Annotated in this window: 10 protein-coding genes and 2 tRNA genes; 5 read left to right on the top strand and 7 right to left on the bottom strand. The window is 74.5% G+C overall.

All coding sequences use genetic code 11. The annotated features are described in order from the left end of the window. Positions 1–67 precede the first annotated feature (67 nt). Positions 68–820 (top strand): trypsin-like peptidase domain-containing protein, encoded by a 753-nt coding sequence (locus ACIQVZ_RS01265; protein ID WP_350878153.1) that lies wholly within the window; start codon positions 68–70, stop codon positions 818–820. Positions 821–936: 116 nt separating this feature from the next. Here ACIQVZ_RS01265 and ACIQVZ_RS01270 read toward each other — a convergent pair. Next, positions 937–1,009 (bottom strand) — tRNA-Asn (locus tag ACIQVZ_RS01270). Positions 1,010–1,070: 61 nt separating this feature from the next. Continuing rightward, a tRNA-Asn gene (locus ACIQVZ_RS01275) sits at positions 1,071–1,143 on the bottom strand. A 234-nt stretch (positions 1,144–1,377) separates the two neighbouring features. On the opposite strand from ACIQVZ_RS01275, the gene ACIQVZ_RS01280 reads away from it, so the two are divergent. The 4 genes from ACIQVZ_RS01280 (at position 1,378) to ACIQVZ_RS01295 (ending at position 6,279) form a co-directional block, all read left to right on the top strand. Further along, complete coding sequence (locus ACIQVZ_RS01280; protein ID WP_350878155.1) at positions 1,378–1,683, top strand: hypothetical protein; 306 nt, start codon at positions 1,378–1,380, stop codon at positions 1,681–1,683. A gap of 107 nt (positions 1,684–1,790) precedes the next feature. Next, a complete protein-coding gene (locus ACIQVZ_RS01285; RefSeq protein ID WP_350878157.1) occupies positions 1,791–3,224 on the top strand; it encodes an FGGY family carbohydrate kinase in 1,434 nt (477 codons plus the stop codon). A gap of 142 nt (positions 3,225–3,366) precedes the next feature. Beyond that, the gene (locus ACIQVZ_RS01290; RefSeq protein ID WP_402446143.1) at positions 3,367–4,770 is read left to right on the top strand and encodes a glutamate decarboxylase; all 1,404 of its coding nucleotides are present in this window, start codon (positions 3,367–3,369) and stop codon (positions 4,768–4,770) included. A gap of 420 nt (positions 4,771–5,190) precedes the next feature. Further along, the gene (locus tag ACIQVZ_RS01295) at positions 5,191–6,279 is read left to right on the top strand and encodes a DUF2690 domain-containing protein (RefSeq protein WP_402446146.1); all 1,089 of its coding nucleotides are present in this window, start codon (positions 5,191–5,193) and stop codon (positions 6,277–6,279) included. 13 nt (positions 6,280–6,292) lie between these two features. On the opposite strand, the gene ACIQVZ_RS01300 is transcribed toward ACIQVZ_RS01295, so the two are convergent. The 5 genes from ACIQVZ_RS01300 to ACIQVZ_RS01320 form a co-directional block, all read right to left on the bottom strand. Further along, positions 6,293–7,465, bottom strand: coding sequence for an RNA polymerase sigma factor (locus ACIQVZ_RS01300; RefSeq protein ID WP_402446149.1), 1,173 nt, complete (start codon positions 7,463–7,465; stop codon positions 6,293–6,295). A gap of 136 nt (positions 7,466–7,601) precedes the next feature. Beyond that, complete coding sequence (gene dnaG, locus ACIQVZ_RS01305; protein WP_350878164.1) at positions 7,602–9,506, bottom strand: DNA primase; 1,905 nt, start codon at positions 9,504–9,506, stop codon at positions 7,602–7,604. Between the two features lie 103 nt (positions 9,507–9,609). Then, on the bottom strand, positions 9,610–10,923 hold the full coding sequence (locus tag ACIQVZ_RS01310; RefSeq protein ID WP_402446152.1) for a deoxyguanosinetriphosphate triphosphohydrolase: 1,314 nt from the start codon (positions 10,921–10,923) through the stop codon (positions 9,610–9,612). A gap of 126 nt (positions 10,924–11,049) precedes the next feature. Continuing rightward, on the bottom strand, positions 11,050–12,015 hold the full coding sequence (locus ACIQVZ_RS01315; RefSeq protein WP_402446155.1) for an SGNH/GDSL hydrolase family protein: 966 nt from the start codon (positions 12,013–12,015) through the stop codon (positions 11,050–11,052). A 175-nt stretch (positions 12,016–12,190) separates the two neighbouring features. After that, positions 12,191–13,135 carry a PAC2 family protein gene (locus tag ACIQVZ_RS01320; protein WP_350878170.1) on the bottom strand — a complete coding sequence of 315 codons (945 nt, stop codon included), beginning with the start codon at positions 13,133–13,135 and terminating at the stop codon, positions 12,191–12,193. Positions 13,136–13,478: the final 343 nt, after the last annotated feature.

The following is a 13,478-nucleotide window of genomic DNA, read 5'->3' on the forward strand; positions in this document are numbered from 1 at the left end:
GATCTTCCTCTCGAACGGCGGAACGCACGGACCCGGTGCCCGCCCCGAGGAACGAGACGGAGCCCCGATGGCCCCCCGCCCGGCACGGCCCCCGCGCGCCGCACGGACGGTCGCGCTGGCGGCCCTGCTGCTCGCCACCGGTACCGCGTGCGAAGGCGGTGAGCAGGACCAGGCGCCCGCCGCCGAGGTCGCGCAGCAGACCAGCACCCGCGACCGGATCGGCACCCTCTCGGTCCGCACCGCGCAGGGCCCCCGGGCCTGCACGGCGAGCGTCGTCCGCAGCCCCGGGCACAACCTGCTGGTCACCGCCGCGCACTGCGTGCAGAACCGCCGGATCGGCCTGCTGGACGGCCTGGTGTTCACTCCCGGCTACCGCAACGGCTTCATCCCGTACGGCAGTTGGCCGGTGAAGTCGATCACCGTCGACCCGCGCTGGGCGGACGACGACGACCCCGAGTACGACGTGGCCTTCGTCACCGTGGGCACGGTCGGCGGCAAACAGGTCGAGGACGCCGTCGGCGGCAACCCGATCGCCACCGGCCAGGGCTTCGGGCTGGCCGTCTCGGTGACCGGCTACCCGAACGAGCGCGACGAGCCGATCACCTGCGCGGCCAGGACCCGCTCGCAGAGCCCGACCCAGGAGCGCTTCGACTGCGAGGGCTACACCGACGGCACCAGCGGCAGCCCGTGGGTGACGGACAGCGGCGCGGTCGTCGGCGTGATCGGCGGCTACCAGGAGGGCGGCGAGACGGCCGGCACCTCCTACAGCGTCACCTTCGACCAGCGGGTCTCCGCGCTCTACCGGGAGGCGACCGCCTGAGCCCGGGCGGCGGCCGCCCGAAGCCGGGCGGCGCGAGGTGACGAAGGCAACACGAAGGCCCCCCGGTCATCCGAGGGGCCTTCGCTCTGAGCAGTCACCGGGCGGACCCGATGAAGCTCCCGCATTTGGACTCGAACCAAAAACCTGCCGGTTAACAGCCGGCTGCTCTGCCAATTGAGCTATGCGGGATCGCGGTACCGAACTGCCGTACCACGGACGGGAGGAGGCCTCTTGCAAGACCTCTCCCGAGCTCCCCCAATTGGACTCGAACCAATAACCTGCCGATTAACAGTCGGCTGCTCTGCCAATTGAGCTATGGGGGATCGGCTTCCGCCTCGGCCCCCGGTTCCCCGGGCTCCTCGGCGCTCGCTGCGGGACATACATTAGCGCACTCGGGGGGGTGGTCCGCCAATCGCTTTCGCCGGACCGCCCCCCGGGCTCCCACCCGGCGTGCCCGGCGCGCGCCCGGCACGGCCCCCGGGGATGCTGGGGGGCACGGACGGTTCGCCGTCCCGACGGACGGGTAGGGCAATGCGGCAGAAGGCCGCCAGGAGAGGGTGGATCCGATCATGTGGAAGCTGTCGTTGGCCGCGGGGTTCGCGGCCGGCTACGTCCTGGGCTCCCGGGCCGGGCGCCGGCGCTACGACCAGATCACGAAGGTCACCCGGCAGATCGCCCAGAACCCCACGGTGCAGGGCGCCGCCGACCGAGCCAGGCAGCAGGCCGGCGCGGTCGCCGGGAAGGCCGCCGGCGCCGTCGCGGACAAGGTCGGCGACCGGCTGCCGAACGCCGTCACCGACCGGGTGCCGTACTTCAACCGCTCCCGGGCCGAGGACGACGGCTGGGGTACCTTCCGCCCGTGACCGGGCGGTGACGCCAGGGTGTACCGGGGCCCTGCGTCTCGTCCCGAACGGGCAACACCTCACCCGGCCCGGACGCGTCCCGGGCCGGGCTGAGGCATGATCTCGGCATGGCCATCGTCGCGGGGATAGACAGCTCGACCAACCGCACCCGGATCGTCGCGTGCGACGCCGACACCGGCGCCGTCCTGCGCTCCGGCAAGGCGCCGCACCCCGTCCCCGAGGACCCTGACACCCGCCCCGGCGAGGCCGACCCGCAGCTGTGGCTGCACTCGCTCGGCGACGCCGCCGCCGGCGGCCTGCTGGAGGGCGTCCGGGCCATCGGCGTCAGCGCGCAGCAGCACGGCATGATCGGCCTGGACGCGGGCGGCGTGCTGGTCCGGCCGGCGATCCTCTGGAACGACCCGCGCGCCAGCGGCGCCGCCGCCAAGCTGCTGGACGCGCTCGGCGGCCCGGCCGCCTGGACCGCCGCGATCGGCGCCGTTCCCAGCCCGACCTACACCATCGCCAAGCTGCGCTGGCTGGCCGAGTTCGAGCCGGCCAACGCCCGCCGGGTGGCCGAGGTGCTGCTCCCGCACGACTGGCTGGTCTGGCAGCTCCTCGGCCACCCCAGGCGCCGCACCACCGACCGGGGAGACGCCTCCGGCACCGGCTACTGGTCCCCGATCACCGGCGAGTACCGGCAGGACCTGGTCGAGCTGGCGCTCGGCCACGAGCTGCGGCTGCCCGAGGTGCTCGACCCCGCCGAACCCGCCGGGCACACCCCCGAGGGCCTGCTGATCTCGGCCGGCACCGGCGACAACATGGCCGCCGCGCTCGGCCTCGGACTGCGCCCCGGCGACGCGGTGGTCTCGCTCGGCAGCACCGGAACGATCTTCGCCGTGCACGACCGGGCCGTGGTCGACGCCACCGGGCTGATCTCCTCCTTCGCCGACGCCGCCGGCCGCCACCTCCCGATGGTCGCCACCCTCAACGCCGCCCAGGTGCTCCGCGCCACCGCCGCCGTGCTCGGCCGGGACCTGGACGGCCTGAGCGACCTCGCCCTGCACTCCTCCCCCGGCGCGTACGGGCTGGTGCTCCTCCCCTACCTAGACGGCGAGCGGACGCCGGCCCTCCCGCACGCGGCCGGCACCCTGACCGGCCTGCGGGCCGAGTCGATGACGCCGCAGCACCTGGCCCGGGCCGCCGTCGAGGGCATGCTGTGCAACATCGCGGACGCGCTCGACGTGCTGCGCGCCCAGGGCGTCGCGGTGCGGCGGGTGTTCCTGCTCGGCGCGGCCGGGCGGCTGCCCGCCGTCCGGCACATCGCCCCGCCGCTGTTCGGTGTCCCGGTCGTGGTGCCCCCGCCGGGCGCCCACGCCGCCCGCGGGGCCGCCCGGCAGGCCGCCTGGGCGCTGGCCGGCACCCCGGAGCCGCCGGAGTGGGAGCTGCCGGACGCCGAGACCGTCGAGCCGGACGGGGAGCAGGACCTGGCGATCGGCTCGGCGGTACGCCAGCAGTACCGCGCCGCCCGCGAACAGATCCACCCGGAGACGGCGGCCTGACCCCGGCTGCGGCGGCCTCACCGGCCGGGGACGGCGGCGCCCGGCCCCGGCCCCGGCCCCGGCCGGTGAAGATGCGTCACCCGGCGGCCGGTGGCAGCGTGGGACGGGACACGGCCACCGGCGTGAAGGGCGGCAGGACTCCATGGCGCTGCACAAGGGGGCCGGCAACGACCGCCGGCTGAGCATCGGCCCGCTCGTCGGAGCCGCCGACCCACTGGGCTCGATGAAGCTGGCACCACCGCTGCACCGGCTCGGCGAGGGGCCCGTCACGGCCGACACCGCGTACCAGCTGATCCACGACGAGCTGATGCTGGACGGCAACGCCCGGCTCAACCTGGCGACCTTCGTCACCACCTCGATGGAGGCGCAGGCCACCCGGCTGATGACCGAGTGCCTGGACAAGAACATGATCGACAAGGACGAGTACCCGCAGACCGCCGAACTGGAGCGGCGCTGCGTGGCGATCCTCGCCGACCTCTGGCACGCCCCCGACCCGGACGCCGCGGTCGGCTGCTCCACCACCGGCTCCAGCGAGGCCTGCATGCTGGCCGGCATGGCGCTCAAGCGCCGCTGGATGCGCCGCAACGCCGAACGCTACGCGGCCGGGGCCCGGCCCAACCTGGTGATGGGCGTCAACGTGCAGGTGTGCTGGGAGAAGTTCTGCACCTTCTGGGAGGTCGAGGCCCGCACCGCGCCCATGGAGGGCGAGCGCTTCCACCTCGACGCCGAGCACGCGGTCGCGCTGTGCGACGAGGACACCATCGGCGTGGTCGGCGTCCTCGGTTCCACCTTCGACGGCTCCTACGAGCCGATCGCGGAGATCTGCGCGGCCCTGGACGGCCTCCAGCAGCGCACCGGCCTCGACGTCCCGGTGCACGTGGACGGCGCCTCCGGCGGCATGGTGGCGCCCTTCCTCGACCACCAGGTGGTCTGGGACTTCCGGCTCCCCCGGGTCGCCTCGATCAACAGCTCCGGGCACAAGTACGGCCTGGTCTACCCCGGCGTCGGCTGGGCCCTGTGGCGCGACCAGGAGGCGCTGCCGGAGGAACTGGTCTTCCGGGTCAACTACCTCGGCGGCGAGATGCCGACCTTCGCGCTCAACTTCTCCCGCCCCGGCGCCGAGGTCGTCGCGCAGTACTACGTCTTCCTGCGGCTCGGCCGGGACGGCTTCCGGGCCGTCCAGGGCGCCTGCCGCGAGGTCGCCATCCACCTGTCCGAAGCGATCGGGCAGCTGGGCGGCTTCCGGCTGCTGACCCGCGGCGACCAACTGCCGGTCTTCGCCCTCACCACCGCCGACGACGAGCCGTTCGACGTGTTCGACGTCTCGCGGCGGCTGCGCGAGCGCGGCTGGCAGGTGCCCGCGTACACCTTCCCCGCGAACCGGACGGACCTGTCGGTGCTCCGGGTGGTCTGCCGCAACGGCTTCTCGCTGGACCTCGCCGACCTGCTGCTGGCCGACCTCTCCCGGCTGCTGCCGGAGCTGCGGCGCCAGCCCGGCCCGCTCAAGGAGCTCGGGGTGCCGGCCCGGTCGGGCTTCCACCACTAGCGCGTGGGCCCGCCGGGGCGTGAACGCGGTGGGGCGTGATCACGGTGGGGAGGGCGCGGCGAAGCGCCCTCCCCACCGTGTGTCCCGGACGAACCGGGGCAGCCTCCCCCCGCGAGGCTGCCCCGGTCGGTGGGGGAATCGGGACGTGCTGCCGGAGCGGGGACCGGTGACCGGTCCGCGTCCGAACGACGCCGTCGGGCGGCGAACCGCGCCGACCAGAGAACTGTGCACGACGGACACGTGCCCATGCGAGCCTCCCCGGGGGTTGTGAGACACTTCCGTCCGTCTCAGCGCCATGACCTGGGGTTTGGGACGCCGGACCGATGGGTTTGGAGAAGCGGAGACACCCGGACGGCCCCGGCCGGAGCCCGTTCCGCTCTCCCCGTCCCCCGTTCCCGTCCCGCATCGTTGGAAGGCCCCATGGGTTCCGCCTGGAAGAACCTGCCCGAAGAGCTGTCCGGACCCGCCCGGCTCCTGGCCGAGGAGCTCCGGGTCATCAAGGACACCGCCGGACTCTCGCTGTCCGAGCTGGCCGCCCGGACGCACTACAGCCGGGCCTCCTGGGAGCGCTGGCTGAACGGCAAGCGAGTCATCACCGGGCAGGCCCTGGAGGCGCTGACCAGGGCGGTGGACTGCGACGGGCCGGCCCTGCGGGCGCTGTGGGAGCGGGCCGTGGCGGGGCCCGAGGAGGACGGCGGGCCCGCCGCCCCGGAGGAACCCGCCGCGCGGGCGGCCCCCGAGCAGGCGGCCCCCGAGCAGCCCCCGGCGGCACAGCCCCCGACGGACCGGACCGGGGCGCCCGCGCCCTCCGACGCACCTGCCGCCTCCGACGTGGCCGACGTGACCGACGTGCTCGACCTGACCGCCGCACCCGGCGAGCCCGGCGGCGCCGTGCCGGCACCCGCGGCGTGGTGGCGGCGCCCGGCGACGCTGCTGACCGGCGCCGCCCTGCTGGCGGCCCTGCTGGTGCTGGTCGGCCTGCGGGCCACCCGGCACCAGGAGCAACCGCGGACCGTCGCCGAGCCCGTCCCGACCGCCACCACGGCCAAGCCCGTCCCGGGCGCTTCCGTCTGCCAGGCCGTCGGCTGCGCGCACAAGGACCCCAAGGCCACCGGCTGCGGCAAGGACGCCCGGACCCTGCAGACCGACGTCATCGGCAAGGTCGTCGTCTACCTCCGGTACAGCCAGACCTGCCAGGCGGCCTGGGCGGCGATCACCGAGGGCGAGCCGAACGACTACGCGACCATCACCGACGACTCCGGCCAGAGCGAGACCGCGCTCATCCACTGGGGCTACGACAACTACTCGTCGATGCTGGACGCGGCCGACCCGGCCGTCACCTTCCAGGTCTGCGGCTACCAGCCGGCCGGACACGTCTGCACCTCGCCCGTCTCCGGTCTGGCCGCCGTGGTGGCCTCCACCCCGATCCCGATCGGCCCCGCCTCACCGCCCCCGGGCACCGGCCCGGACGCGGCGGCCACCGACCTGCCGTCCCCGAGCCGGCCCTAGGGCCCTGGGCCCCTCAGTCGAGGTACCCGCGCAGCTGCGCCGCGAAGGCGTGGTCGCGGAGCTTGATCAGCGTCTTCGACTCGATCTGGCGGATCCGCTCCCTGGTCACGCCGAACACCGTGCCGATCTCCTCCAGCGTGCGCGGGCGGCCGTCGTCCAGCCCGTAGCGGAGCTGGACGACCTGGCGCTCCCGCTCGCCCAGGGTGGCCAGGACCGCGTCCAGGTGCTGGCGCAGCAGCAGGAAGGTGGCGGACTCCGAGGGTGAGGCGGCGTCGGCGTCCTCGATCAGGTCGCCGAGCGCGACGTCGTCCTCCTCGCCGACCGGGGTGTGCAGCGAGATCGGCTCCTGGGCCAGCCGGAGCAGTTCGCGCACCCGCTCCTCGGTCAGCTCCAGGACGGCGGCGATCCCGGCCGGCGTCGGTTCCAGCCCGCGCTCCTGCAGCAGGGCGCGCTGCACCCGGATCACCCGGTTGATCAGCTCGACCACGTGCACCGGCACCCGGATCGTCCGGGCCTGGTCGGCCAGCGCCCGGCTCATCGCCTGCCGGATCCACCAGGTCGCGTACGTGGAGAACTTGTAGCCGCGGGCGTAGTCGAACTTCTCCACCGCCCGGATCAGGCCCAGGTTGCCCTCCTGGATCAGGTCCAGCAGGGTCAGTCCGCGGCCGACGTAGCGTTTGGCGACGGACACCACCAGCCGCAGGTTCGCCTCGATCAGCCGGCGTTTGGCGATCCGGCCGCGCACCACCAGGGTGTCCAGTTCGCGGGCCGGCGGGTCGGGCGGCGGGGGGTCGCCGTTCAGCCGCTCCTCGGCGAACAGGCCGGCCTCGACCCGGCGGGCCAGCTCCACCTCCTCGGCGGCGGTGAGCAGGCGGACCCGGCCGATCTCGCGCAGGTACTGGCGGAGCAGGTCCGGCGCCGGGCCGGCGTCGCCCTCGGCCGGCGGGCGGGGCTCCTCCTCCTCGTCCCCGTCGTCGGGCTCCGGATCGTCGGCGTCGGGGTCCGTCTCCGGGGCCTCGGGGTGGCCCTGCGGCACGCCTCGGGCGCCGTCCGGGGGCGCGGCCCCGGCCCGGCCGTGGTCCGCCTCCCGTTCCCCGGGCGGTGCGGCGCTCAGCGCGCCGGGCGGTGCGGCTGTCGGTGCGGCGGTCGGGCTGGAGGTCGCGGCAGAGCCTCGGTCCACGGGCATCCCTCGGGGCGGGCGCGACTCTGGCGGACCCGCGCTGAACGGAGGTGGGACGCCCTCCAGTGTGCGGTACGCCACACTCCGTGGCCGAGACTCGTGCGCCGACTTTTCCGGGCCGCTCCGACGGCCCCGCGCGCTCCTACAGCCCCGCCGCGCCCTGGCTGCGGAGCTGCTGGCCGTACTGCTGGAGCTGCCACAGCTCGGTCTGCACGGCGTGCTGCTGCTCGGCGTCGGCCCGGTGGCCGAGCCGCTGCAGGTAGCCGCGGACCTCGGCGATCCGCCGGTCCACCGCCAGCAGGCGCAGCTTGACCAGGAACTCCCCGGCGTAGACCGCGTCCACCTTCCGGCGGGAGCGCACCGGCTCGACGGTCAGCTCGGTGACCAGCGAGCGCACCTGGTCGTCCGGGGCCGCCTCGCGCACCGCGCTGGTGAAGTCGGGCAGCGTCGCCCCGTACGCGGCGCCGCCGGCCTTGGCGATGGCCTGCCGGACGGCGGTGTACGGCAGGGTGGGGAACTCGTCCTCGCCGTAGTGGTCGAAGGCCGGGCTGACCAGGTCCGGGTGCTGGAGTGCCAGCTTGAGCAGTTCCCGCTCGACGAACTGGGCCGGGTCGCGCGGGTTGAGCCGGAACGCGGGCTGCGCCGGGCGCACCGGCGCGGGCTCGACGCGGCGGCCGCGGTCGGCGCCCCGGGGGTTCTGCTGGCGCTCGCGGTCCCAGCGGGCCAGCTGGGAGACCCGGCGGACGACGAAGGGCTCGTCCAGGATGCCGAGCATGCCGGCCAGGCGGACGGCGTACTCGTGCTGGATCGAGCGGTCCTTGATCTTGGCGACGATCGGGGCCGCCTCCTCCAGGGCCGCCGACCGCCCCTCCGGCGTCTCCACCCGGTGCTTGGACACCGCCGAGACCAGCGCGAACTCGAACAGCGGGACGGGGTTGTCGATCAGCTGCTTGACCGCCTCGTCGCCCTGGGCCAGGCGCAGTTCGCACGGGTCCATGCCGCCCGGGCTGACCGCGATGGAGGTCTTGGCGGCGAACTTCTGGTCGTCCTCGAAAGCCCGCAGGGCGGCCTTCTGGCCGGCCGCGTCGCCGTCGAAGGTGAAGACCGTCTCGCCGCGGTACTGCGAGGTGTCCATCAGCAGCCGACGGATGATCTTGATGTGGTCCTCGGCGAAGGCCGTACCGCAGGTGGCCACCGCCGAGGTGACCCCCGCCAGGTGGCAGGCCATCACGTCGGTGTAGCCCTCCACCACGACCGCGCGGCCCGACTTGGCGATCTCCTTCTTCGCCAGGTCGATGCCGTACAGCACGTGCGACTTCTTGTAGATCGGCGTCTCCGGCGTGTTCAGGTACTTCGGGCCGTTGTCGTCCTCGCGCAGGCGGCGGGCGCCGAAGCCGACCACCTCGCCCGCGATGTCCCGGATCGGCCAGACCAGCCGGCCCCGGAAGCGGTCGATCAGGCCGCCGCGCTGGCCCTGCGAGGCCAGGCCGCCGAGCAGGATCTCCTTGTCGGTGAAGCCCTTGCCGCGCAGGTAGCGGACCAGGTGCTCCCAGCCCACCGGGGCGTAGCCGACGCCGAAGGTCTTCGCGGCCTCCTCGTCGAAGCCGCGCTCGGCCAGGAAGCGGCGGCCGATCTCCGCCTCCGCCGAGGCCAGCTGCTCCCGGTAGTAGGCGGCGGCCACCTTGTGCGCCTCGACCAGGCGGGTCCGCTCGCCCTGCTGGTGGCGGGGGCTGTAGCCGCCCTCCTCGTAGCGCAGGGTGATGCCGGCCTGGGCGGCCATCCGCTCGACGGCCTCGGCGAAGGTGAAGTGCTCGATCTTCATCAGGAAGGCGATGGTGTCGCCGTTCTCCTGGCAGCCGAAGCAGTGGAAGACGCCCTTGGCGGGGTTCACGTAGAACGAGGCGGACTTCTCGTCGTGGAAGGGGCAGACGCCCTTGTACTCGCCACCGCCACCGTTGGTGAGCTGAACGTAGTCGCCGACCACGGCGTCGATCGGCAGTGCGCTGCGCACCGCTTGTACGTCTTCGTCCCTGATCCGCCCGGCCACCCCGGAAGTCTACTGGGGTGGCCGGGGTTTCCCGGCGGTCCGGTCGCGCCGGGACCGGTCCGAACGGCCGCGCCTGATCGGTCGGGCGCCGGGCGCCGGGCGGTCAGGCCCAGGAGGCGCCGACGAGCCTGGCGTGCAGGGCGAGGGCGGAGGCGTCGGTGAGGGTGGCGATCTGGTCGATGACCGCGCGCAGCGCGGCCCGGTCGTCCTCGGCCTCGCGGTAGAGCGCGCCGAACACCGGGTCCAGGCCCTCGGGGGCGCGCTGGGTGAGCACGTACGCCAGCTCGGCGATCACGATCCGCTGGCGGGCCCGCAGCTGGGCCTGCTCGTCGCGCTGCATCACGTAGCGGACGGCGACGGCCTTGAGCACCGCGACCTCCAGCCGGACGCCCCGCGGCACCACCAGCTCGGCCGTGTACCGGGTGAGCCGGCCGGGGCCGTAGCGGGCCCGGGTGGCCTGCTCGGCGGCCAGGCAGAAGCGGCCGATCAACTGGCTGGTGAGGTCCTTCAGCCCGGCCCGGGCGCGGGCCGTGCCGTCGTACTCCTGGGGCCACCGCTCCTGGGCGAGCAGCCGGTCGAGGGCGGCGGCCAGCTCCTCCGGCTCGGCGTCCGGGGCGTAGCGCTCGGCGACCTTGAAGAGTTCGGCCCGCTCGCTCGGCGCCCGCAGCGCGGCCGGGTCGATGTGGCCGGCCTGGAGGCCGTCCTCGACGTCGTGGGTCGAGTACGCGACGTCGTCGGACCAGTCCATGACGGTGGCCTCGAAGCACTTGCGCCCGGCCGGGGAGCCGGCTCGCAGCCAGCGGAACACCGGCAGGTCGTCGGCGTAGACGCCGTACTTGGGCGAGGCCGGGTCGGTGGGGTGGGCGCCGCGGGTCCACGGGTACTTGGTGGCCGCGTCGAGGGCGGCGCGGGTCAGGTTGAGGCCGACGCTGCGGCCGGGCCAGGGAGCGAGCCGGGCGGCGGGGTGCTCACCCTCCGGGGCGAAGCGCTTGGGTTCGAGCCGGGTGAGGATGCGCAGCGACTGCGCGTTGCCCTCGAAGCCGCCGCAGGCCTCGGCAGCCTGGTCGAGCGCCTCCTCGCCGGTGTGGCCGAACGGCGGGTGGCCGATGTCGTGGGCCAGGCAGCCGGCCTCCACGAGGTCCGGGTCGCAGCCCAGGGCGGCACCCAACTCCCGCCCCACCTGGGCGCATTCGAGGGAGTGGGTGAGCCGGGTGCGGGGGAAGTCGCTGCGCATCGGGGCGACCACCTGGGTGGTGCCGGCCAGCCGCCGCAGCGCCGCCGAGTGCAGCACCCGGGCGCGGTCGCGCTGGAACGCCGTGCGGCCGGGGCGCTTGTCCGGTTCGGGGACCCAGCGGGCCTCGGCGGCGTGATCGTACGGGAGCGGGGCGGCGGCGAGGCGGTGCGCGGTGTCATCCATATGCCCCTCACGGTACGCCGCGCCCCCGACAGCCGGGGTGTGCCGCGCACGAAGGGGCGTGGGCCGGAGCGTGAATCCTGCGGTACGCGCTGGTGTCCGCCCCGGCCCGCTGCCTGCCGTACGGCCTCAGCCGCGAACGGCCTTGAGGACGACGGCGGCCACCGCCTCCTGCCCCTTGGCGTTGGGGTGGATCGCCGCCAGGCCCGGGGCCGGGAAGGGCGGTTCGACCCAGCGGGTGGCCTCGCCCGCGCACATGTCGTGCCCGGCCGAGGGGGCGGCCGCGTCCACGAACACCGCGCCGGCGCCCTCCGCCCGCCGCTTCAGCATGCCGTTGAGCTGCTGCTCCTTCTCCGAGAGGAAGCCCAGGTCCCCGGCCGCGACCGCCTTGCCCAACACCTTTCGGCAGCCGGCCGGGTCGGACGGGAGCAGCGTCGGGTACCCGATCACGTACACCCGGGCCTGCGGGGAGCGGTGCTTGATGTCCTTCAGGATCCGGCCGAGTTGCTCACCGGCCGCGTCGACCTTGCGCTGCACCTCGTCCGTCCCGCCGGAGGCGTAGTGCTCGCGGCAGGGCGAGGACGCGCGGGTGGCGCCGACGATGCCCTTCACCGCGTCCACCAGGTTCTCCTTGGCGCACTCCTTGACGACCTCCATGAAGCCCGCGTCGTTGCCGCCGATGCCGACCGTCACCAGGCGGGTGGCCGCGGTCAGCGCGTCCAGCTGGGGCGGGTTGGTGCCGTGGTCGGTCTCCTGGGCGCCGGTCAGGTCCCCGGTGCGGGCGCCGCTGCAACTGACGTCCTGGAACTGGCCGGCCGGCAGCCCGAGCCCCTTCGCCACCAGGGACGGGTAGTTGGCCCCCGAGCGGGAGCAGCCCTTCGGCTCGCCCACCTGCGGGGCGAGCTTCAGACCGGCGGTGTACGAGTCGCCGAGCGCCACGTACGGGCCGTTCGGCGGTGGCGTGGACTTGGCGTTCTTGGCGGGCAGCGCGCCCGCGAAGCCGTCCGTCCCGCCGTCCGCGGGGGTGCACCCGGCGAGCAGCAGCACGGCGAGCCCGGCCGTCAGGGCGACGGCCGGGCGGAAGGTCCTGGACATGGTCGTGGGCATGGCATCCCCCCGGGGGATTAGGCGTCACGGGCAGCTCCGTACGGCGGCGCGTCCCCCGACGCCGCCACCACCAACGAACGGGGCCCGCGAATGACTCCCGTGACTCCCGGCCGCCACCGACCCGGCCGGATCCCGCCCCTGCGAGGCCGATTCCGCGCCGGGCCTACTCCGCGCCGCGTTCGTGCTCGGCCAGGAACTGCTCGAAGCGCCGCCCCAGCTCGTCCGCCGACGGCAGGTCCACCGGCTCGGCCAGCAGGCTCTCACGGCCCTCCGACCCCGCCACCGCGTCGTACTGGCCCTCCATGCCGCGGATCGCCGAACGCAACTCGCCGTCCCCGTGCGCCAGCTGCTCCTCGATGTCGGCGTACACCTCGCCGACCCGCTCGCGCAGCCGGGTGCCGGGCAGCACCAGGCCGGTGGCGGACTGCACCGCCTCCAGGATCAGCACGGCGGCCGCCGGGTACTCCGAGCGCGCCACGTAGTGCGGGACGTGCACGGCGAAGCCCAGCACGTCGTGCCCGGCCTCGGACAGGCGGTACTCCAGCAGCGCCTGGGCGCTGCCCGGGACCTGCGCCTGCTCGAACCACTGCGGGTAGCCGGCCGCCAGGTCGAGCCGGTTGCCGTGCGGGGTCAGGCCGACCGGGCGGGTGTGCGGCACGCCCATCGGGATGCCGTGGAAGTCCACCGCCAGCCGGACCTCGAAGCGCTCCACCAGCTCGCGCACGGCGCCGGCGAAGCGCTCCCACTCGACGTCCGGCTCGGGGCCGGTGAGCAGCAGGAACGGCGCGCCCGCGCCGTCGCGGACGAGCTGGAGCAGGATCTCCGGCGGCTCGTAGGACGCCCACTGGTCCCGGTCGAAGACCATCACGGGGCGGCGCGCCCGGTAGTCGACCAGGCGGTCGTGGTCGAAGCGGGCCACCACCTGCGGCGAGCCCGTCTCCAGGAGGTGGGCCACCACCTGGCCGCCGGCCTCGCCGGCGTCCATGAAGCCCTCGAAGTGCTGGAGCAGCACGAGGCCCGCACCGGTGTCGCGCAGCTCCGCGGTGGCCGCGGCCACCGCGGCCACGCCCTGCTGATCCAGCTCGTACAGCGCCTGGAAGTCACGCACCGCGCACCCAACCCCGTTCTCTACTCGTCACGACGTACCGGCTTCTCGTCCTCTCCAGCGTGCCGGGCGCCGCCGGAATTCCCGACCCGCCCGGCGGCGGGTCCGGCGGCCTCGCCGGACCGCTCCGGACCATGATCGCACCCGGGTGGAAAGCCCCTGGTCACGGGTGTTCAACGGCCCGTCCGAGGGCGGGTCGCAGCGACCCGCACCGCCATTCGCGTGCCGCGAAGTGACGCACCGCCTTCTGACGGGTATCGTCCTCTCGCTGCCTCGCATCGTCGCGTCGTCGTCACGTCGTCCCGTAACGCCGTCGGCCACGTCCCGGACCGGTGCTCGGCCAGCC

It is taken from the genome of Kitasatospora sp. NPDC098663 (assembly GCF_044760075.1).
GTDB lineage: Bacteria > Actinomycetota > Actinomycetes > Streptomycetales > Streptomycetaceae > Kitasatospora.